This window comes from Streptomyces sp. WAC07094, assembly GCF_036320405.1.
Taxonomy (GTDB): Bacteria; Actinomycetota; Actinomycetes; order Streptomycetales; family Streptomycetaceae; genus Streptomyces; species Streptomyces lannensis.
In genome coordinates, this window is record NZ_JAVMJZ010000001.1 from 3,078,458 (window position 1) to 3,099,047 (window position 20,590).

The 20,590-nt window shown below is 71.5% G+C and carries 20 protein-coding genes; 9 read left to right on the forward strand and 11 right to left on the reverse strand.

Annotated features, from left to right (window positions below; all coding sequences use genetic code 11):
* Positions 1–41 precede the first annotated feature (41 nt).
* Together RCR19_RS13450 and RCR19_RS13455 are read left to right on the forward strand one after the other, a co-directional pair.
* The gene (locus RCR19_RS13450; RefSeq protein WP_331265365.1) at positions 42–2,144 is read left to right on the forward strand and encodes a DEAD/DEAH box helicase; all 2,103 of its coding nucleotides are present in this window, start codon (positions 42–44) and stop codon (positions 2,142–2,144) included.
* A 134-nt stretch (positions 2,145–2,278) separates the two neighbouring features.
* Positions 2,279–3,157, forward strand: a complete 879-nt coding sequence (locus RCR19_RS13455; RefSeq protein ID WP_331265366.1) for an alpha/beta hydrolase — start codon at positions 2,279–2,281, stop codon at positions 3,155–3,157.
* Here the strand turns inward: RCR19_RS13455 and RCR19_RS13460 are convergent.
* Positions 3,154–4,050, reverse strand: coding sequence for an NYN domain-containing protein (locus RCR19_RS13460; protein ID WP_059128350.1), 897 nt, complete (start codon positions 4,048–4,050; stop codon positions 3,154–3,156). The genes RCR19_RS13455 and RCR19_RS13460 overlap by 4 nt on opposite strands.
* Positions 4,051–4,302: 252 nt before the next feature.
* Here RCR19_RS13460 and RCR19_RS13465 point away from each other — a divergent pair, with 252 nt between their 5' ends.
* Positions 4,303–4,455: a hypothetical protein gene (locus RCR19_RS13465; RefSeq protein WP_331265367.1), complete on the forward strand. Its 153-nt coding sequence runs from the start codon at positions 4,303–4,305 to the stop codon at positions 4,453–4,455.
* A gap of 85 nt (positions 4,456–4,540) precedes the next feature.
* Here RCR19_RS13465 and RCR19_RS13470 read toward each other — a convergent pair whose 3' ends face one another.
* The 3 genes from RCR19_RS13470 to RCR19_RS13480 form a co-directional block, all read right to left on the reverse strand.
* Positions 4,541–5,146 (reverse strand): MarC family protein, encoded by a 606-nt coding sequence (locus RCR19_RS13470; protein WP_331269423.1) that lies wholly within the window; start codon positions 5,144–5,146, stop codon positions 4,541–4,543.
* A gap of 149 nt (positions 5,147–5,295) precedes the next feature.
* Positions 5,296–6,174: a PHP domain-containing protein gene (locus RCR19_RS13475; RefSeq protein WP_331265368.1), complete on the reverse strand. Its 879-nt coding sequence runs from the start codon at positions 6,172–6,174 to the stop codon at positions 5,296–5,298.
* 109 nt (positions 6,175–6,283) lie between these two features.
* On the reverse strand, positions 6,284–6,925 hold the full coding sequence (locus RCR19_RS13480; protein ID WP_331265369.1) for a DUF6758 family protein: 642 nt from the start codon (positions 6,923–6,925) through the stop codon (positions 6,284–6,286).
* 168 nt (positions 6,926–7,093) lie between these two features.
* Between RCR19_RS13480 and RCR19_RS13485 the strand changes: the two genes are divergently transcribed.
* Entirely contained in the window at positions 7,094–8,353 is a 1,260-nt protein-coding gene (locus RCR19_RS13485) for an MFS transporter (protein ID WP_331265370.1), read from the forward strand.
* Between the two features lie 40 nt (positions 8,354–8,393).
* Here the strand turns inward: RCR19_RS13485 and RCR19_RS13490 are convergent, their stop codons facing one another.
* Complete coding sequence (locus RCR19_RS13490) at positions 8,394–8,978, reverse strand: suppressor of fused domain protein (RefSeq protein ID WP_331265371.1); 585 nt, start codon at positions 8,976–8,978, stop codon at positions 8,394–8,396.
* 516 nt (positions 8,979–9,494) lie between these two features.
* Here RCR19_RS13490 and RCR19_RS13495 point away from each other — a divergent pair.
* Both RCR19_RS13495 and RCR19_RS13500 read left to right on the forward strand, forming a co-directional pair.
* Entirely contained in the window at positions 9,495–10,613 is a 1,119-nt protein-coding gene (locus RCR19_RS13495) for a magnesium and cobalt transport protein CorA (RefSeq protein ID WP_331265372.1), read from the forward strand.
* 23 nt (positions 10,614–10,636) lie between these two features.
* Positions 10,637–11,146: a hypothetical protein gene (locus RCR19_RS13500; protein ID WP_331265373.1), complete on the forward strand. Its 510-nt coding sequence runs from the start codon at positions 10,637–10,639 to the stop codon at positions 11,144–11,146.
* A 61-nt stretch (positions 11,147–11,207) separates the two neighbouring features.
* On the opposite strand, the gene RCR19_RS13505 is transcribed toward RCR19_RS13500, so the two are convergent.
* A complete protein-coding gene (locus RCR19_RS13505) occupies positions 11,208–11,960 on the reverse strand; it encodes a hypothetical protein (protein ID WP_331265374.1) in 753 nt (250 codons plus the stop codon).
* 174 nt (positions 11,961–12,134) lie between these two features.
* On the opposite strand from RCR19_RS13505, the gene RCR19_RS13510 reads away from it, so the two are divergent.
* The 3 genes from RCR19_RS13510 to RCR19_RS13520 are packed head-to-tail and all read left to right on the forward strand — an operon-like array spanning position 12,135 to position 15,157.
* Positions 12,135–13,415 carry a CBS domain-containing protein gene (locus RCR19_RS13510; protein WP_331265375.1) on the forward strand — a complete coding sequence of 427 codons (1,281 nt, stop codon included), beginning with the start codon at positions 12,135–12,137 and terminating at the stop codon, positions 13,413–13,415.
* Positions 13,405–13,980, forward strand: coding sequence for a DUF1003 domain-containing protein (locus RCR19_RS13515; protein WP_331265376.1), 576 nt, complete (start codon positions 13,405–13,407; stop codon positions 13,978–13,980). The genes RCR19_RS13510 and RCR19_RS13515 overlap by 11 nt, the downstream gene beginning before the upstream one ends.
* 43 nt (positions 13,981–14,023) lie before the next feature.
* Entirely contained in the window at positions 14,024–15,157 is a 1,134-nt protein-coding gene (locus RCR19_RS13520; protein WP_059128360.1) for an Mrp/NBP35 family ATP-binding protein, read from the forward strand.
* A 79-nt stretch (positions 15,158–15,236) separates the two neighbouring features.
* Here the strand turns inward: RCR19_RS13520 and RCR19_RS13525 are convergent, their stop codons facing one another.
* From RCR19_RS13525 to sigE, 5 genes are all read right to left on the reverse strand, one after another.
* Complete coding sequence (locus RCR19_RS13525; protein ID WP_331265377.1) at positions 15,237–15,893, reverse strand: hypothetical protein; 657 nt, start codon at positions 15,891–15,893, stop codon at positions 15,237–15,239.
* 242 nt (positions 15,894–16,135) lie between these two features.
* Positions 16,136–16,570 (reverse strand): sec-independent translocase, encoded by a 435-nt coding sequence (locus RCR19_RS13530; protein WP_331265378.1) that lies wholly within the window; start codon positions 16,568–16,570, stop codon positions 16,136–16,138.
* Between the two features lie 199 nt (positions 16,571–16,769).
* The gene (locus tag RCR19_RS13535) at positions 16,770–18,614 is read right to left on the reverse strand and encodes a trypsin-like peptidase domain-containing protein (protein ID WP_331265379.1); all 1,845 of its coding nucleotides are present in this window, start codon (positions 18,612–18,614) and stop codon (positions 16,770–16,772) included.
* 139 nt (positions 18,615–18,753) lie between these two features.
* Positions 18,754–19,743, reverse strand: a complete 990-nt coding sequence (locus RCR19_RS13540; protein WP_331265380.1) for a zf-HC2 domain-containing protein — start codon at positions 19,741–19,743, stop codon at positions 18,754–18,756.
* Positions 19,740–20,510, reverse strand: a complete 771-nt coding sequence (gene sigE / locus RCR19_RS13545; protein ID WP_331269424.1) for an RNA polymerase sigma factor SigE — start codon at positions 20,508–20,510, stop codon at positions 19,740–19,742. Before sigE ends, RCR19_RS13540 begins: the two co-directional genes overlap by 4 nt.
* Between the last annotated feature and the right edge of the window lie 80 nt (positions 20,511–20,590).

Sequence of the window (20,590 nt, forward strand, 5' to 3'; positions counted from 1 at the left end):
TGGAGGCCGTCGGCATCGTCAACCCCTTCCCCATCCAGGAGATGACACTCCCCGTGGCCCTCTCGGGCACGGACGTCATCGGCCAGGCCAAGACCGGCACCGGCAAGACGCTCGGTTTCGGACTCCCGCTCCTCGAGCGCGTCACCGTCCCCGCGGACGTCGAGGCGGGCCGCGCCAAGCCCGAGGCGCTCACCGACGCCCCCCAGGCGCTCGTCGTCGTCCCCACCCGTGAGCTGTGCACCCAGGTCACCAACGACCTGCTCACCGCGGGCAAGGTGCGCAACGTCCGGGTCACCGCGATCTACGGCGGCCGGGCCTACGAGCCCCAGGTGGAGGCCCTGAAGAAGGGCGTCGACGTCGTCGTCGGCACCCCCGGCCGTCTGCTGGACCTCGCGGGCCAGAAGAAGCTGAACCTCAAGCACGTGAAGTGCCTGGTGCTCGACGAGGCCGACGAGATGCTCGACCTGGGCTTCCTGCCCGACGTCGAGAAGATCATCGGCATGCTGCCGGCGAAGCGCCAGACGATGCTCTTCTCGGCGACCATGCCGGGAGCGGTCATCGGCCTCGCCCGCCGCTACATGTCGCAGCCGACGCACATCCGGGCCACGGCGCCGGACGACGAGGGCGCCACCGTCGCGAACATCGCGCAGCACGTCTTCCGCGCGCACTCGATGGACAAGCCGGAGGTGGTCTCGCGCATACTGCAGGCCGAGGGCCGCGCGCTGGCGATGATCTTCTGCCGGACGAAGCGGACGGCGGCCGACATCGCGGAACAGCTCCAGCGACGGGGCTTCGCGGCCGGCGCGGTCCACGGCGACCTCGGCCAGGGCGCGCGCGAGCAGGCCCTGCGCGCCTTCCGGAACGGCAAGGTGGACGTGCTCGTCTGTACCGATGTCGCCGCGCGCGGCATCGACGTCGAGGGCGTCACCCACGTCATCAACTACCAGTCCCCCGAGGACGAGAAGACGTATCTGCACCGCATCGGCCGTACGGGCCGCGCCGGCGCCTCGGGTACGGCGATCACGCTCGTCGACTGGGACGACATCCCGCGCTGGCAGCTGATCAACAAGGCGCTGGAGCTGGACTTCAACGATCCGGTGGAGACGTACTCCACCTCCCCGCACCTCTTCGACGTACTCGGGATCCCCGAGGGCACGAAGGGAGTCCTGCCGCGTTCCGAGCGCACCCGTGCCGGGCTCGCGGCGGAGGAGCTGGAGGACCTCGGCGAGACGGGCGGCCGGGGGCCGCGCGGCCGCCGTTCCCCGGCCCCGTCCACGCAGAGCGAGCGTCCGGCGCGTACGCCGCGGAACCGCCGCCGCACCCGAAACGGGGCGCCCGTCGAGGCGCCGGCCGCCCCGGACGCGGCGGGAACCCCGCAGCCGGCCGAGGAGCCGGAGGCGCGCACGCCGCGCCGCCGTCGCCGTATGCGCGGCGGGGTGCCGGCGGAATCGGCCGCCGTGGTGACGGAGACGACGGAGCCGACCGTGTCCGAGGCGGCGGAGACCGCCGTCGACACGGCCGAGCCCGTGAAGCCGCGCCGCCGCCGGACCCGCAAGGCCGCCGAGACGGCACCGGCTGCGGCCGAGGCCGCCGTGGACGCGGTGGAGGCGGCTCCCGCCGCCGAGGCCGCCGTCGCCACGGCGGAGGCCGCGCCGCGCCGGCGCACCCGCAAGGCAGCGACCACGGAGGTCGCCGCCGAAACGGCCGTCGACACCGCCGAGGCCAAGCCCCGCCGGCGCACCCGCAAGACGGCGGAGGCCGCACCCGAGGTGACCGAGGGCGAGGCGCCCGCCAAGCCGCGGCGCACCCGCAAGACGGCCGAGGCGGCCGCCGCCGGGACCGCGGACGGTGCGGAGGCCGCGCCGCGCCGGCGCACCCGCAAGGCAGCGACCACGGAGGTCGCCGCCGAAACGGCCGTCGACACCGCCGAGGCCACCGAGGCCAAGCCCCGCCGGCGCACCCGCAAGACGGCGGCGGCGGAGCCCGCGATCCCGGCGCAGTCCGTCGAGGAGCCCGAGGTGAAGCCCCGCCGCCGCACGCGCAAGGCTGCGGCCGCCGAGGCGGAGATCCCGGCCCAGCCGGACGAGGCCCCCGCGAAGCCCCGGCGGCGGACGCGCAAGGCCGCCGAGCCCGCCGAGGGCTGATGCGACACCCGCTCGACGGCCCGTCACCCCACCCGGTGGTGACGGGCCGTCGGCGTTCCCGCTCCTCGTCCGTACACCGTGATGTCACCCGGCTCCGGCCGCGCCCGGCATCCGCCGCCCGGTAACCTCGCCCCATGAGCCGACCCCCCGCCTTCGTACCGCCCCCCGGTGTCCGATCCCGTCGACTCACAACGGAACGCGGGGAGTTCGCCGTCCTGGAGGCGGACGCGATGGCGTCACAGGTCAAGGGGACCGTCCTCCTGCTGCCCGGATACACCGGAAGCAAGGAGGACTTCATCGTTCTGCAGCCGCTCCTCGCGGCGGCCGGGTACCGGACCGTCGCCGTCGACGGGCGCGGCCAGTACGAGTCCCCCGGTCCCCGGGACGACGAAGCCCCTTACGCGCAGACCGAGCTGGCGCGGGACGTGCTCGCGCAGGCGCACACGGTCGGCGCGCCCGTGCATCTTCTCGGCCATTCCCTCGGCGGTCAGATCGCCCGCGCCGCCGTCATGCTGGACGCGTCCCCGTTCGTCTCGCTCACCCTGATGGCCTCCGGGCCGGCGCAGATCTCCGTCCCGCAGCAGCAGCGCGTGAAGCTGTTGCGCGACGCACTCGCCGTGATGGACATGGCCGAGGTCTGGGAGGCCATCCAGGCCATGGAGCCTCCGGAGGACGTCGACGCCGGGGACATCGACGAAGGGCTCGCCGACGGGGAGGACCTGCGCCGGCGCTGGCTCCGCAACAGCCCCGCCCAGCTCCTCGCCACCGGCCGGCAGTTGTGCGTGGAGCCGGACCGTGTGGCGGAGCTGGTCGCCGTGGGTCTGCCGGTGCACGTGCTGTCCGGCGACCGCGACGACACGTGGCCCGTACCGCTCCTGGACGAGATGGCGACCCGGCTGGGTGCCGAGCGCACCGTCGTGGCGCACGCGGAGCACTCCCCCAACACGGAGCAGCCCGGGCACACGGCCCGCGCACTCACCGCCTTCTGGGACCGGTTCGCGCAGCCGGTCTAGTACTGGCCCTGCAGGTGGTCCCAGAAGCCGTCCCGCAGGGCGCGCCGCAGGTCCGACTGGCCGCGCAGCGAGTACTGCAGCAGACCCTCCGCCTCCACCAGCAGGTCCTGGTCGACGGAGCCGGGCAGATACGGATGGCCGGGCAGCAGGTCCGCCAGTGTCTCCCGGCCGCGCGCCACCAGCCACTTCGCCGCGATCTGCGCGCCCACGAAGCGGACGTCCTCACGCGTGGGCCTGGCGGCCGACGCGGCCTCGTACGTCGCGGCCGTCCGCCGGGTGACATACGGCTTGAAGAAGTCGAGTTCGAGGGTGCGCTGGCTGTCCACCTCCCACAGCAGCGGCTCCGCCTGGTTGCGGCCCTCGGGTGCCTCGATGCCCCACAGGTGCACCCGCGCCCCGTACCCCTGTGCCGCCTCGACCGCCGACACCAGGTCCTCGTCGCCGCCGATGAGCGCCGCGTCGCTGATGGCGCGGTGCCGGGCGAGTGACTCGAGGTCGGACCTGATGAGGGAGTCGACGCCCTTCTGCTGGTTGTTGGCGTTGAGGTTGCCGAGCCGCACCTTCACATCGGGCAGCTCGGCGATGGACTGCTGCTCTGCGGTGTGGATACGGCGCCTCGCACCGTCGTACCAGTACACGCGCAGCAGCCGGCTGTCCGCGAAGATCGTGCGTGCCTTGTCGATGAGCGCCTCGATCAGCCCCTCGGCGTCCAGGTCGAAGGCCCGGCGGTCCTCGGTCCCGGCGATGAGGCGTCCGGCGGCCGCGTACAGATAGCCGGCGTCGACGAAGATCGCATGGGTCGAGGGCGTCTTCGCCACCTCGGCGAGCATGCGCTGAAGCAACTCGTTCGTGCGGTCGATACGGGCGCCGAGCGCCGCCAGGTCGTCGTTCATACTGCCCCCATTGTCCCGGCGGTCACGCTGCGAACACAACCGGTCCCCATCAGTGCACCGTGAACACACCGCACCTCGGACCCCATCCGCCTTACCGGTGAGTAATTAGCGACTCGAAAAATTTCCTTAGCGTAGGGAATGTTTGTAACAAGCATCCCGTTGAATCCATACAGGAACGGGGACACCGATGCTCCTCGCTCCGCACGCCAGTAGTTCTCCTCAGGAGGATGACCAGACGAAGGGAGAAGCCTTATGCGCTTCGAAATCATGCGACTCGACGACGTCGACGGAACCCCCGTGGACACCACCGTCGTGGACGCCGCCTCCGTCAAGCAGATCGTTCAGCAGGCCGCAGCCATAGGGCAGCGACTTTGGATCCGCCCGGCCGACTCGTCCGCATCGTAAGACCCGACGCGGGCCCATCTGATGCTTCGGAGCCCCGTACGGCAACCGCCGTACGGGGCTCCGCGCGTCGCGGCACCGCCGGCGGTCAACTGCCCCGGACGACCTGGGTGACCCCGTTGATGATCTGCTGCACGGCGATCGCGGAGAGCATCATGCCCGCAAGCCGGGTCACGAGCACGACACCGCCGTCCTTGATCACCCGGATGATCACCAACGAGTAGCGCATGACCAGCCACAGCACGACGTGGATCGCGAGTATCGCCGTCCACACCGACACCTGGGAGCTCACGCTGTCGGCCTTCTGGACCGCCAGGATCACGGAGACGATCGCGCCGGGTCCGGCGAGCAGCGGCATGCCGAGCGGAACGAGCGCGACGTTGACGTCCTTGGTCTGCTTCGGCTCGTCGGTCTTGCCGGTCAGCAGGTCGAGGGCGATCAGCAGCAGGAGCAGCCCGCCCGCGATCATCAGCGCGGGCACGGAGACGTGCAGGTAGTCGAGGATCTGATGGCCGAGCACGCCGAACACCCCGATGACACCGCCGGCCACACAGACGGCCTGGAAGGCCATCCGCTTCTGCATCTTGGAGGGGCGGCCGGCGGTGAGGGCGAGGAAGATCGGGGTGATCCCCGGGGGATCCATGATCACAAAGAGGGTGAAGAACAGGGACGCGAAGAGGGCGACGTCGAACATGGGGACCTTGAACTCAAGTGCGGACGGGCGCACGGCGGTCGGCCGCGGCCACAGGGGGACGTGGGTACTGGGGGACATGGGCGCGCCGGACGGCGCGAGGCAGTGGGGGCGCGGCGGACGCACGGCGCCCGGGAGGGCGGGCGAGGGGACTACGGGCCGACCAGGCTCCGGTTGTGTCCGCCGGCGCCCGGCACCGGGAACGCCCCGGTGGCCCGTCGGGTGATCTCCCCGTACACCTCCGGATCGGTGGTGTACTCCCCGAGCACGCAGGTCTTGCGACTGCCGTGGTAGTCGGACGAGCCCGTGGTCAGCAGGCCCAGCTCACCGGCGAGAGCGCGCAGCCGCACCCTGGTCGCCGGGTCGTGGTCCATGTGGTCGACCTCGATGCCGTCCAGCCCCGCGGCGGCGAGATCCGCGATCACGGAGTTCGGCACGGTCGGCCCGCGCCGGGACGCGGCCGGGTGCGCGAAGACGGTCACCCCGCCCGCCGCCTTGACCAGCCTGATCGCCTCGAACGGATCGGTCGCGTGCTTCTCGACGTAGGCCCGTCCGCCGTCGGCCAGCCACTCGGGCGTGAACGCGTCCGAGACGGTCTCCACCACGCCGAGTTCGACCATCGCGGAGGCGATGTGCGGCCGCCCGACGGAGCCCTCGCCGGCGATGCGCGCCACCTGCTCCCAGCCGATCGGCACCCCCAGCTCCCGCAGCCTGTCGATCATGGCGTGGGCCCGGGGGACCCGGTCGTCCCGCACCAGCTCGCGCTCCGCGAGCAGTTCGGGCTCCTCGGGGTCGAAGAGGTAGGCCAGCATGTGCAGGCTGATGCCGCCCGTCCGGCAGGAGAGTTCGGCACCCGTGACGAGGGTCAGCCCCTCGGGCAGCGCGCGGATCGCCTCCCCATGGCCGCGGCTGGTGTCGTGGTCGGTGAGGGCGACGACGTCGAGTCCGGCGGCAGCGGCGCCCAGCACCAACTCGGCCGGGGTGTCCGTACCGTCGGAGGCGGTGGAGTGGGTGTGCAGGTCGATGCGCACGACACGGACTCCAAGCGGTGACGGGACGAGGGGGACGCTCAAGGATAACGGAGTCCCCTGTCACACCCGCGGCGGGCATGCGCCCCCTACGCCCGGCGGGACTCCCGCGTCACGGCTCGATCAGCCGCGGGGAGAGTGCGCCGATGGGCAGCAGGTCCACCTCGGCCCCCGCGTCCCGCAGATCGGTGAGCACCAGTTCGTCGTACATCAGCATGCCCGTCTGCTCGGGCCAGACCACCGCCCACAACCACAGCCCGCGCGCCTCGCCCGCGAAGACGGCGCGGTCGTCGGGCGTGCCCGTGACATGCCACAGCGGGGTGGGGCGGCCGGCTGCCAGCACCTTGGCCTGGGGCGGCTTCTCGACGTTCAGGTACGGGCCCGGGTCCGGGCCCGTGATGCCCGCGTACCGCGCACCGAGCCCCACGCCGAGCTCCTCGGCCACGAGGATCAACTCCCCCATGCCGCCGAGCGGTCCGGGGCCCGAGCAGGCCACGGCCGTCGCGCGTCCCCCACTGCGGTCGTCACCCGCACACGCCACACCCGTGAACAGCCAGCCCACGGGCAGCGGCCACGGCATCCACACCGGCACCCGGGCACGGTGCACCACGACGCCGAGGGCCTCGACACTGGGCGGGATCACGGGCTGCAGCGGATGCACGTTGCCGTGCACATCGCACTGCCAGGAGTCGGCAAAGAGTCCGGGAGCCCTGACCCGGCCACCACACTTCGGGCAACTGGGTTCGCCCCTCATAGGGCCCCACGGTCCTCCCCGACCCGCGCCGCGTCAAGGACGATCACCCGTCCGGCGTGTGCCCCGCACACCCGCTTCACCGCGGCGATATAGATGTAATTTGCATTAATTAGCTCGACTAACTTAACGTGTGTATAGAGCAACCATCTCGACACTGCGAGGACGCCCATGACCAGCAGGAACACCGGAGGGCCCGACCCGGCCGAGGACCCGTTCGACGCGGGAACCGGAAGCCTTCTGCGCCAGCCGAAGTCCGTCTGGGCCACGGCCGGAGCGTCCGTCGTCGCGTTCATGGGCATCGGGCTCGTCGACCCGATCCTGCCGTCCATCGCCAAGGGCCTGCAGGCGACACCCAGTCAGGTCTCGCTGCTCTTCACCTCGTACTTCCTGATCACCGCCGTCGCGATGCTGGTCACGGGATTCGTGTCCAGCCGTATCGGCGGCCGCAGGACGCTGCTGCTCGGGCTGGCCTTCGTGGTGGTCTTCGCGGCCCTCGCGGGCACCTCGGGCTCGGTCGGCCAGCTCGTCGGCTACCGGGCGGGCTGGGGCCTCGGCAACGCGCTCTTCGTCTCCACGGCCCTCGCCGTCATCGTCGGCGCGGCGGCCGGGGGCAGCGCCGCGGCGATCCTGCTGTACGAGTCGGCGCTCGGCCTCGGGATGGCGTGCGGCCCGCTGCTGGGCGCGGTACTCGGGAACCTCAGCTGGCGCTACCCGTTCTTCGGCACGGCCACGCTCATGGCGGTGGGCTTCCTGTGCATCACGGGGTTCCTGAAGGAGCAGCCGCGGCCGGCACGCAGGACCTCGCTGCTCGACCCGATCAGGGCGCTCGGCCACGGCGGATTGGCCTCGGCGGCCGTCTCCGCCTTCTTCTACAACTACACGTTCTTCACCGTGCTGGCCTTCACGCCGTTCGTGCTGAACATGACGCCGTACACATCGGGGGCGGTCTTCTTCGCCTGGGGTGTGCTGCTGGCCGTGTTCTCGGTGATCGTGGCCCCTCGCCTGCAAAAGCGCCTCGGTTCCCTGAAGGTGCTCGGCGGCTCTCTGGTGCTGCTGGCGATCGACGTCGCCGTGCTCGGCTACGGGGACCACACCACCGCCGTCGTCTGCACGATCCTGTCCGGCGCGTTCATCGGTGTGAACAACACGGTCTTCACGGAACTGGCCCTCGGGGTCTCGAACGCACCGCGTCCGGTGGCCAGCGCGGGCTACAACTTCGTGCGCTGGTTCGCCGCGGCGGCGGCGCCCTACCTCGCGCCGAAGATCGAGGAGTGGACCGACCTCCACGTCCCGTTCCTCGTCGCGGCGCTCACCGCGGTCATGGGCGCGGTCGTGGTGCTCGTACGGCGCAGGGCCCTCGCCCACACCGCGGAGGAGCCGGAGCCGCGGCACGCGAACGAGGACGGCGTCACCGTGTTCGCCAACTGACGGGCGGCGGTGGCCGGTTGGTGAGGTTGCTCACCACGGTTCAGTCCAGCGGAACGGACCTGCGGGACGGATCGCGCAGGTCCGTTCCGCTCGTGAGCCAGCGCTCCTGGAGCGCCTGGGCGCCGTGCACCCGCTTCCAGGCGGCCTCGTTCGGGGTCATCGGCAGCAGCGGCAGGAACCGCACGGGGTCGAGGGGCTCGTCCAGATCCAGATCCTCGACCAGGCCGCCCGGTTCGGCGACCAGCACCGAGGTGAAGGGGGCGCCCGGCCACAGGGGCCCACCCACGTCCAGCGAGGCGCCGGGGGCCACGATCACACCCTCGACCTGCGGAGACGCTGCGAGCACCGCCAACGGGCGCAGCAGCTTGTCGGTGTCGGCGGCACCGCCGCGCACCGACAGGACGAGCTCGGCGCGGGGTCCTTCGACGGGGTCGGCGAGCATCGCCCCGGGGTCCGTCATCGGCCGCGCGGACATGCCGAGCGTGGCGTAGCGGAGGATGTCCCCCTCCCGGAAGCGCAGCACCTCGACGCGGTCGGTACCCAGGAAGGTGACGGCGGCGCGGGCGTCCGGTTCGCCGAGCGCGGTACGCAGCCGGGCCTCGACCAGAGCGAGAACATCAACCATGCGGCGAGCATAGAACTCGTCAGCGGCGGGCAAAGCGGCGCCTTGACACTTCGGTCGGCTGATACTCTTGCTCGGTGGTTCCGGGCAGCACGCAGGAGCGTCGCGATCGAGTCCCGACACCGTGAGACTCCCCCACGGGGGATGGATCGTCCCTCACCAGGGACCGGCCGGAGGAGGTGGGGCTGTAATGGATCGAAGTCGACCGTGCAGTACCACCCGCTCTTCCGGCCTCTGATGCAGCTGTTCCGGCTGACCGCCACCTTTCACCTGCACACCGTGTCCCATGCGGACCTCCCCCGGGGGACCGGCTCCGGATTCCCCGGTGCACCGCGGAAGAGCACTTCGTTTCGTTCTGCCTGATCTGACTGATCTGAATCAGTAGCGAAGTCCGCCACCGCGATGGTGCGGTGCTCCCCGCTTTGTGGACGTGCCAAACATCGGTACACAGGACGTCCCCATTCCGGGCAGTTCCACCCCTCGTGAGCGCCTTTGTTGCTCGTTGCGAAGGAGCCTGCCATGTCGATGATCCGTGACCTGCGCGCCGCGGTCCGCCCGTCCCGCCCCTCCCTGCGCAAGGACACCGGCACGTACGACACCACGCGCGACCCCGCCACTCCGTCCTGCGTCGTGGACTGCGCCGTCTACCGCGACGGCGTGCGCATCGAGACCCAGAAGCCGCTGTCCCCGCACGAGGCGATGCGGCAGGTGCGCCGTGACGGAGGCTTTGTGTGGATCGGTCTGCACGAGCCGACCGAAGCCGAATTCTCCGGTATCGCAAGCGAGTTCGGGCTGCACCCCCTGGCGGTCGAGGACGCGGTGCAGGCACACCAGCGCCCCAAGCTGGAGCGGTACGACGACTCCCTCTTCGCCGTCTTCAAGACCATCCACTACGTCGACCACGACGAGCTGACCGCCAACAGCGAGGTCGTCGAGACCGGCGAGGTCATGTGCTTCACCGGACGGGACTTCTTCATCACCGTCCGGCACGGCGGCCAGGGCTCGCTGCGGACGCTGCGGCACCGGCTGCAGGACGACCCGGAGCTGCTCGCCAAGGGCCCCTCGGCCGTGCTGCACGCGATCGCCGACCATGTCGTGGACGGCTACATCGCCGTGGCGGACGCGATGCAGGTCGACATCGACGAGGTGGAGACGGAGGTGTTCTCGCCGAGCAGGAAGGGCGGCACGCCCCGGGGCACGGACGCCGGCCGCATCTACCAACTCAAGCGCGAGGTACTGGAGTTCAAGCGGGCGGTGGCACCCCTCATGCGGCCGATGCTGCTGCTGAGCGAGCGGCCGATGCGGCTGGTGGACCCGGACATCCAGAAGTACTTCCGCGATGTCGCCGATCACCTCGCCCGGGTCCACGAGCAGGTGGTGGGCTTCGACGAGCTGCTGAACTCGATCCTCCAGGCCAACCTGGCGCAGGCGTCCGTCGCGCAGAACGAGGACATGCGCAAGATCACGGCGTGGGCGGCGATCATCGCCGTGCCGACGATGGTCTGCGGCGTCTACGGCATGAACTTCAGGTACATGCCGGAACTGCACTGGAAGTACGGCTACCCGGTGATCATGAGCATCACGGTGGCCATCTGTCTGGGCATCCACCGCACGCTCAAGCGCAACGGCTGGCTGTGACCCCGCCCCACTAGGCTGGGCACATGACAAGCGAGCTGCTCGACCGGGCCCTCGTCGAGGAGGCCACGAAGAAGTCCGGGATGATCTGGGTCCAGGGCGCGATGCCCGCGCCCGCCCGGGCGCTGTGGCACGTCTGGCACGACGGCGCGGCCTGCGTGGTGGGCGACGGCCCCGGCGAGCAGCCGCTGCCCGGTCTGGTCGACGGCCAGGACGCGGTCGTCATGGTGCGCAGCAAGGACAAGGGGGGCCGGATCGTCACCTGGCCCGCGCATGTGGTCGAGCTCGCCGCTGGGTCGCCGGAGTGGGAGAGCACCGTCGCCGAACTGAAGGGCAAGCGGCTGAACGCCCCCGACGGCGAGGAGATGCCGGAGCGGTGGCGCCGCGAATGCCGGGTGTTGCGCCTGGAGCCCCACGGTCGCACGGTGCCGCTGCCCACCGATTCACAGGCGGCGCCGCCGCCCCCGACGCCGGCGACGACCCGCCGTCCGATCCCGGCCGCGCTGCCCCGGCTGCTGCGCCGCAAGCGGCGGTAGCCACCCCGGACGCCTGCCGCGCCCCTCGGCACCCGGCCGCCGCGCCGGGCGGTCCCGCTCGTCAGGACGCCGGCAGCTGCTTCCCGTAGTCCACCGTCTCCTTCTTCGGCGGCTCGGCCAGGGAGAAGTCCTTGCCCCATTCCGACATCCGGAGGGTCCCGGCGTTGCCGGCGCGCACCAGGTTCAGCGGATACGGAGTGCCCTCCAGGGAGACGTCCAGCGTCCCGCCGGAGCCCTTGTCGCCGGTGATGCGGATCGTGCGGATCCCGTCCTGCTCGTGGTGGCCGTCCGTGCCCAGCGATCCGTGCAGTGTGAGGAGGCTGTCCAGCAGCACGTCCTTGTCGGTGAACCCGCTGAAGCGCTTGTAGGCCGGGTCTCCCGTCGGCACCTTCACGTACTTTCCCTCGAGCTTGTTCGCCGCGGCCGCCGAATCGCCGCCACCGTCGGCCCCCTCCTGGTTCCAGAACGCGGCATCGGCCTTCAGGAACAGGTGCGGGCCCACCCGCAGCACCTTGAACGAGCCGGTCCTGGAGGTGACCGAACCGGTGCCCCCGTCGCTCTTCAGCCGCATGTCCAGGGTGTACGTACCGCCGTTGCCGACCACGGTCCCCGACAGCCGCAGCGCCGAGGCCGACTTCGCCGCCGCACGCGTGCGGGACTCGATCGTGCCGGCCGGCAGCTTGCCCACCCCGTTGGTCCCGGCGTCGGGGTCGCCGCTGCCGCACCCCGTGAGCCCCGTCCCCGTCACCACCAGTGCACAGATCGCGCTCACCAGTGCGGCCCTGCGGCCACGGCCCTGGGGGATTGCAGTCACGGATGGGGCTGCCTCTCGTGCGGGAGTCGTCGTCGGCGTACGGCAGCGTACCGGTGCCCGTGGGGCCCTCCGGAGCCAGTCCGTCCGCCCCTCTCGCCAGGGCGTATTGCATCGGGACGGGCTAGCCTGAAGCCCACGCGAGCGGACAAAACGGCTGGAACAGGAGGCGCGGGCATGGCGGCAGGCGCCCCTCGCATCTTCGTTTCGCACCTGGCCGGTGTCGCCGTCTTCGACCCCAACGGCGACCAGGTGGGCCGCCTGCGCGACCTCGTCGTCATGCTGCGCGTCGGCCGGCGTCCCCCGCGCCTGCTCGGCCTGGTGGTCGAACTCACCACCCGCCGCCGCATCTTCCTGCCCATGACCCGGGTCACCGGTATCGAGTCGGGCCAGATCATCACCACCGGCGTGCTGAACGTGCGCCGCTTCGAACAGCGGCCCACCGAGCGGCTCGTCTTCGGGGAACTGCTCGACCGACGCGTCCGGCTCACCGAGACCGGCGAGGACGTGACCGTCCTCGACCTCGCCGTCCACCAGCTGCCGGCCCGGCGGGAGTGGGAGGTCGACAAGGTCTTCGTCCGCAAGGGCCGGGCAGGAACGTTCCGGCGCAGCAAGGGCGAGGCGCTCACGGTCGAGTGGTCCGCCGTCAGCGGATTCTCCCTGGAGGAACAGGGGCAGGGCGCCGAGAGCCTGCTGGCCACCTTCGAGCAGCTGCGGCCCGCCGACCTCGCCAACGTCCTGCACCACCTCTCGGCCAAACGGCGCGCCGAGGTGGCCGCCGCCCTGGACGACGACCGGCTCGCCGATGTGCTCGAGCAGCTCCCCGAGGACGACCAGATCGAGATCCTCGGCAAGCTCAAGGAGGAACGCGCCGCGGACGTCCTGGAGGCGATGGACCCGGACGACGCGGCCGACCTGCTCGCCGAGCTGCCGGAGGACGAGAAGGAGCGGCTGCTGAGCCTGATGCAGCCGGACGACGCGGCCGACATGCGCCGACTGATGGCGTACGAGGAGAGGACCGCGGGCGGCCTGATGACCACGGAGCCGATCGTGCTCCGGCCCGACGCCACCATCGCCGACGCCCTGGCCCGGGTCCGCAACCCCGACCTGTCCCCCGCACTCGCCGCCCAGGTGTACGTCTGCCGCCCGCCGGACGAGACACCGACCGGCAAGTACCTCGGCACCGTCCACTTCCAGCGGCTGTTGCGCGATCCGCCCTACACCCTCGTCAGCTCCATCCTGGACGACGCCCTCCAGGCCCTGGCGCCCGGCGCGCCCCTGCCCGTCGTGGCCGGGTTCTTCGCGGCCTACGACATGGTGGCGGCGCCCGTCGTCGACGAGGCCGGTTCACTGCTCGGCGTGGTGACCGTGGACGACGTACTGGACCACATGCTTCCCGACGACTGGCGCGAGACGGAGTTCCACCTGGTCGACGAGGGGGACTCCGATGGCGCCTGACCGCGAGAAGACGCCCTCCGGCGCGACCGCCGCCACCCGCTCCCGCATCCGGCTCGACCAGCCGCAGCGCAGGCGCACCCGCATCCTGCCCGAATGGGACCCCGAGGCTTTCGGCCGCCTGTCGGAGCGCATCGCGCGCTTCCTGGGCACCGGGCGGTTCATCGTCTGGATGACGGTCGTCATCATCATCTGGCTGGTCTGGAACATCACCGCCCCGTACTTTCTGCGCTTCGATCCCTACCCCTTCATCTTCCTGACGCTGATGCTCTCCCTGCAGGCCTCCTACGCGGCCCCGCTGATCCTGCTGGCGCAGAACCGCCAGGACGACCGCGACCGGGTCAACCTGGAGCAGGACCGCAAGCAGAACGAGCGGTCGATCGCGGACACCGAGTACCTGACCCGGGAGGTCGCGGCGCTGCGCACGGGTCTCGGCGAGGTCGCCACCCGTGACTGGATCCGCTCCGAACTCCAGGACGTCGTCAAGGATCTGAACGGCGGGCGGCCCGACGGCCACCGCGTATTCCCGGCGGAACGCGGCCGCGGACGTGACGTAGACGACCGCTGACGGGGCGTTCCGGGCCCCCATCGGGCGCCGTACCATCGTGGTTATGGCTACGGAAGACGCGGTGCGCGAGGCACTGGCGACGGTGAACGACCCGGAGATCCAGCGACCCATCACCGAACTGGGGATGGTCAAATCGGTGGAGATCGGTGCGGACGGAGCGGTCGCGGTCACCGTGTACCTGACGGTTTCCGGCTGCCCCATGCGCGACACGATCACGCAGCGCGTCACGGACGCGGTCTCCCGCGTGGAGGGCGTCACCCGGGTGGACGTCACGCTCGACGTGATGAGCGACGAGCAGCGCCGCGAGCTGGCGACCGCGTTGCGCGGCGGCCAGGCCGAGCGTGAGATCCCCTTCGCCAAGCCCGGCTCGCTCACCCGTGTGTACGCGGTGGCGTCCGGCAAGGGCGGCGTCGGCAAGTCCTCGGTGACGGTGAACCTGGCGGCCGCGATGGCGGCCGACGGCCTGAAGGTCGGCGTTGTGGACGCCGACATCTACGGCCACAGCGTGCCGCGCATGCTGGGCGCCGACGGCCGTCCGACCCAGGTCGAGAACATGATCATGCCGCCGCAGGCGAACGGCGTGAAGGTCATCTCGATCGGCATGTTCACACCCGGCAACGCGCCGGTCGTCTGGCGCGGCCCCATGCTGCACCGCGCGCTCCAGCAGTTCCTGGCCGACGTCTTCTGGGGTGACCTGGACGTGCTGCTGCTCGACCTCCCGCCGGGCACCGGCGACATCGCGATCTCGGTGGCGCAGCTGGTCCCGAACGCGGAGATCCTGGTGGTCACCACCCCGCAGCAGGCGGCGGCGGAGGTGGCGGAGCGAGCGGGCTCCATCGCCGTCCAGACCCACCAGAAGATCGTCGGTGTGGTCGAGAACATGGCGGGCCTGCCCTGCCCGCACTGCGGCGAGATGGTGGACGTCTTCGGCACGGGCGGCGGCCAGCTGGTCGCCGACGGCCTCACCCGCACCACGGGTGCCACGGTCCCGGTGCTCGGTTCCATCCCCATCGACGTCCGTCTCCGCGAGGGCGGTGACGACGGCAGGCCGGTGGTGCTGACCGATCCGGACTCTCCGGCCGGCTCTGCCCTGCTCGCGATCGCGGGCAAGCTGGGCGGGCGTCAGCGCGGCCTTGCGGGCATGTCGCTGGGGATCACCCCGAGGAACAAGTTCTAGGGCCGATCGGGTCGTTCCACGTGCCGTACGCCGATGGGGGCGCCGTCCGAGCGGGACGGCGCCCCCATCGGCGTCCGGGCTACGCGTAGGCCGCGATGTCCTTGACCGCGGAGAAACCGAGACCGTACGCGCTCATCCCTCTGCCGTAGGCGCCCACGTGCACCCCGGCCTGCGTCGAACCGGCCAGCACCCAGCCGAACTCGGACTCGCGGTAGTGGAAGGCCGTCGGGACGCCGTCCACGGGCAGCGACAGGCTGGACCACGCGGGGCCGGACAGGTCGTCGGCGAGGGCCCATGCCGTCTCGGTCTGCTGGTCGAGCCAGTCGTCCCGCAGGACGTGGTCCATCTGCCCGGGCCAGGTGACCGACAGCAGTCCCACTCCCGCGAGCCAGGCCGCGGAGGAGACCGACGTGGCCTCCAGCAGGCCGGTGCCGTCCGGGCTGTGGCGTACCGGGTTGGCGGCCACGGTGACCACGACCGCGAACCGCTCCTTGTCCTCGCTGGCCTCGTTGCGCACGGAGGGCTCTTCGCCGTGTCCGATCGATCCGTGCTCCACGACGCCGTCGGCCCCGGTGCCCACCTGCATCAGCCAGCGGGGGCCCGTGAACGCCTCGTCGAGGCCGTACCAGGGGAAGGACGCCCGGAGATACCCGTCGACCGCACGCCGGGCGAAGGGAAGCTGATGTCCGCCCTCCGCGGCCGGCGGCTGAGTGCCCACCCGACTCGTCGTCTCCATCTGCCCGGACGCCTCCTCGCTCTCGTCGGACCCGAGCGGCCCGCCCCCCACGGGCGTCCTGGCTCCGAAATCGGTCCGCACAACAACTGGGCAGCATAGCCACACCAGTCCGAACAGCAGGAAAACGCCCGGCACGTACGGCCTTTTGAGCGTCGTGATATCGCCGCGCACCCACCGATCGACGTATGACCTGTGTCACATCACGGCGGGTGTCACACCCTGTCGCGGCGGGCGCGAACGACTCAGGTGGCGTCCGCGTCGAAGGGCGGGCGCTCCTCGGGGTCGGTCTTCTCCGGCTTCTTCGTCATGTCGACGGAGCCGGACGACGAGGACGGGGAGGACGGGGTCTCCGACTCCCGGCCGTGGACCGCGTCCGTGACCTCGGCCATTTCCTTCTTGAGGTCGAAGCCGTTGCGGATCTCCTTCAGCCCCAGGTCGTCGTTATCCAGCTGCTTGCGGATGAACGTCTTGGGGTTGAGGTCCTCGAACTCGAAGTCCTTGAACTCGGGGCCCAGCTCGCTCCGGATGTCGTCCTTGGCGCTCTCGGAGAACTCCCGGATCTTGCGAATGGTCCGGGTGACGTCCTGGATCATCTTCGGGAGCTTGTCCGGACCGAAGACGAGCACGGCGAGGACAACGAGCGTCACCAGCTCGAGCGGTCCTATGTCATTGAACACCTGAAGCTCCTTGCGATGTCCTCGGTCCTCGGCACTCGGTGGTCTGTGCGGGCCTTCCGTGGTCCGGGCCGGATCCACGGTACCCGGCGTTCCCGTCGTACCGGTACCGTCCCGGCACCGGGACCGCGTGTACACGACGGGTTTTCCGGGATGTTTGCCTTAAGGGTCGGGTTTCGGACGTGTCTTCGTGAGGTTCGGGTCAATTGCCGCCCGCGGAGCCGAGGACGAGAGCGATCGTCCGCTTCCTGCCGTCGCGGACGACGGTGAGCGTCAGCCGGTCGCCGGGGCGGTGGGCGCGGGTCTTGACGATGAGTTCCTCGCCGGAGTGGATGCGCACGCCGTCCACGCCGGTGATGACGTCGCCCGGTTCGATACCTGCCTTGTCCCCGGCACCGCCCTTGGTGACGGCGGGGCCGCGGTTCGCGCCCCCGCTACCGACACGTGCGCCGTCCCCCGCGTAGTTCATGTCGAGCGTGACGCCGATGACGGGGTGGGTGGCCCGCCCGGTGTTGATCAGCTCCTCGGCGACGCGCTTGGCCTGGTTGACCGGGATGGCGAAGCCGAGCCCGATGGAGCCGGCCTGACCGCCCTGTGCGGAGCCGTTGCCGGTCGACTGGATGGCGGAGTTGATGCCGACGACCCGGCCCCTGGTGTCGAGGAGCGGTCCGCCGGAGTTTCCGGGGTTGATGGGGGCGTCGGTCTGCAGCGCGTCGACGTACGACACATCGCTCCCGTCGCCCTTCTCACCGCCGGACGTGATGGGCCGCTCCTTGGCGCTGATGATCCCGGAAGTGACGGTGCCCGCGAGGTCGAAGGGCGCTCCGATGGCGACCACCGGATCACCGACCTGGACGTTGTCGGAGTTGCCGAGGGGCATGGGCCTCAGTCCGCGCACGCCTTCGACCTCGACGACGGCGAGGTCGTAGCCGGCGTCCCGGCCGACGACGGTCGCCGCGGCCGTCTCGCCCCCGTTGAACGTCACGCTTATGCGGCCGCCCGTTCCGGCGGGTTCGACCACGTGGTTGTTGGTGAGGATGTGTCCGCGCCCGTCGAGGACGAACCCGGTGCCGGTGCCCTCCGCGTCGGTGCCCTTGACGTGCAGGGTCACCACGCTGGGCAGTGCCTGCGCGGCGATCCCGGCGACGCTGTCCGAGGCACGCCCCGTGGGCTCGGGACCGGCCTGCGGCAGCCGAATGTCCCCCGTACCGCCGTCGCGCTCTAGCGCGGCGCCGACAACACCGCCGGCCCCTCCGGCCACGAGTGCGATCAGCACGGCGCCGAGCACCAGCGTGCGCCGGCGCCTCCCGCGACGCTGCTCGTCGCCGGGGGCCGGGGTGCCGTTCAGCTGGAAGGGCGACGGGGACGCCCAGGGGTCGTAGTTCTGCCAGGCCGTGGGGTGAGGGGCCGGGTTCGCCGGGAGGGCGGCGCCGGAGGCGGACTCGGCCTGGACCGGCGCGGTCGCGTCAGGCATCGGTGCCGCGCCCTGGAGTGCGTCCGCCTGGGGCGTGGCTCCCGGCACCACGGTCTCCGCTGCGCGCGCAGGGTGCTGGACCGGCGGGGCGGGTGCCCAGGGGCCCGGTTGGCCGTAGGGCGGGGTGCCGTAGGGGTCACGGGCGTGCAGGGGCTCGGGGCGGTCGGCGGAGGCCGTGTGCGGGGCGCCCGCCGGGTCGGGGAGGGCCGCCGCTTGGGGGGCGGACCGCTCCGCGGCACCGGTGCTCCCTGCGTCGGCGGTCGTGGAGGCGGAGGACCCGGGCCGCGTCCCGGGGAGAGCGTCCCCGTCCTCGGACGGTGCGGAGGCGGCAGGGCGTTGCAGCTCGAAGTCCCCGTCGGGGTGGGCTCCCGCACGCGCCCGTGCAGCGGGGGGACGGCTCAGCTCGTAGTCGCCGTCCTCGCTCGTGCCCTTCGTCCGGCCGGTGCCCGTCGGGCCCGCCGCTTCGGCGGACGGCTCGCGCCCGGCCACGCCTGGGGCCGCCTCGGCGCCGACGGGCACCTCGGGCAGCCGTGTCTCGGGATCCCCTGGGGGGACCGGCTTCCCCTCGTCCATGCTCTCCCCACACCCGGGCCGCGGCATTGCGGCACCGGCGGTCGCGGCTCGATCGTCGATTCCGCGCCCGGAAGATCGGCTGAGCGCGGCCCACTCCGGATTCAACCAGGTTCCCGGGCGAGCCGCGCAGATGCCGCGTTCAGCGGGCGATGCGCGAGGTGGGTGTGGGGGACGAGGAGGCGGACGAGGTCGGCACCGGGGCCGAGGGTGACGCGGGGGCCATGATCGCGGGGGCGGTCGACCACGAGGTCAGCGTGGCCGGAGCGGTCGCGGTCAGGGGACGTATGAGCGGGGACATCGCGGCGGCCCCGGCGACCACGGGGGCGGTCAGGGCACGGATCTCCGAGGCGTCCTGGACTCCCGGTGTGGAGACTCCGGGCAGCAGCGGGGCCGAGGCCTCCGTGGACGCGGGCGTCCGGTCGAGCGTGCGCTGGCCGAGCAGCGGGGTACCTGAGCGCCGGCGCTGGGTCTCGGGCGCCGTGGCCCCGCCTGTGCCCGGCGAACGCATCGGGGTCACATTGCTTCCGCTGCCGGAGCCCCCGCGCGCCTCCGCACCCGAGTCGGTCGTGATGCCCGTCGAGACCCCGCCGAGTGCGATGGCGGCCAGCGAGACGGCGCCCGCGGCGGCGAACGCGAACCGCAGCCCGCGCGAGGCGGACCGCTCGGCGTCGGGGCGGCTCACCTGATGGATACGGAAGCCGCCGTCCGACGACAGCGCGCTGTCGTCGGAGGGGGAGAGCGCCGTGGCGTGCGGGCCGGCGGGGACGTATGCGAAGGGCTCCGGCGTCACTCCGAAGACGCCCGGGGCGGTGGGCATCCCGGTGGCGGTCGGGAGCCGTCGTCCGAATCCTCCCCCGCCGAGCGGCGTACCACCGCCGTCGACGTCACCCCCCGCGGGCAGGCCCTGCAGACGGGCGAGGAAACTCTCGGACGGAGGCGGCGGTGCCGCCTCGGCGAAGACGTTCTTCAGCCGGCGCTGCGCGTCCGCCTCGGCCTTGCACTTCGCGCAGGTGGCCAGATGGGCCAGCACACGCTCACGCGTGTCATGACCGAGCTCCCCGTCGATGAGGGCGGAGAGTCGGTCCCCCAGGTGCTGTTCTGCCGGTGTCGGCCGTCGGGATCCACTCACGCGCTCGCGCCCCCTCCCCCCAGCGCGGGAACGCGGGGCACGAAGGAACGGCGCTCCGCGCGAGCCTCGGGCGAACGGTGCGCCAGGGCCTTGCGCAGCTGCGAGCGGCCGCGGTGGATACGGGAGCGGACCGTGCCGAGCTTGACGCCCAGGGTCGCGGCGATCTCCTCGTACGACAGTCCTTCGATGTCGCACAGGACGACGGCGGCACGGAACTCCGGGGCGAGCGTGTCCAGCGCCTGCTGGACGTCCGCGTCGAAGTGCGCGTCGTGGAAGACCTGCTGCGGGGTGGGCTCACGGCTGGCCAGCCGCTCGGCGGCGTCCTCGCCCAGCGCGTCGAAACGGATGCGCTGCTTGCGGCGGACCATGTCCAGGAAGAGATTCGTCGTGATGCGGTGCAGCCAGCCCTCGAAGGTGCCGGGCGTATACGTCGACAGGGAGCGGAAGACCCGGACGAAGACCTCCTGCGTGAGGTCCTCGGCGTCGTGCTGGTTTCCGGTCAGGCGGTACGCCAGCCGGTAGACCCGGCCGCTGTGCGTGCTGACGATCTCCTCCCAGGTGGGCGGAGTCCACGCCTGCGAGTCCGCGTCGGTGGCGAAAGTCGCGGTCTGCGCGGTGTCGGAAGCGTGGTCGTTGTCAGCGATGTCGGTCACGGATTTCGGCTCACCCGACGACCTGAGGAGGCGCCGTAGCACCCCTCTCCGATCCACGGGCGCAGCCGCACCTCCCCTGTCGGCTCTGGTGGTGTCCAGTGGAGCCCCTACCATAGCCACCTCGTCCGTTAGCTCCGGATAAGCGGTTTTGCGAGAGATTGATGTGAGCTGATGCGGCTGCGTGATCACGTGCT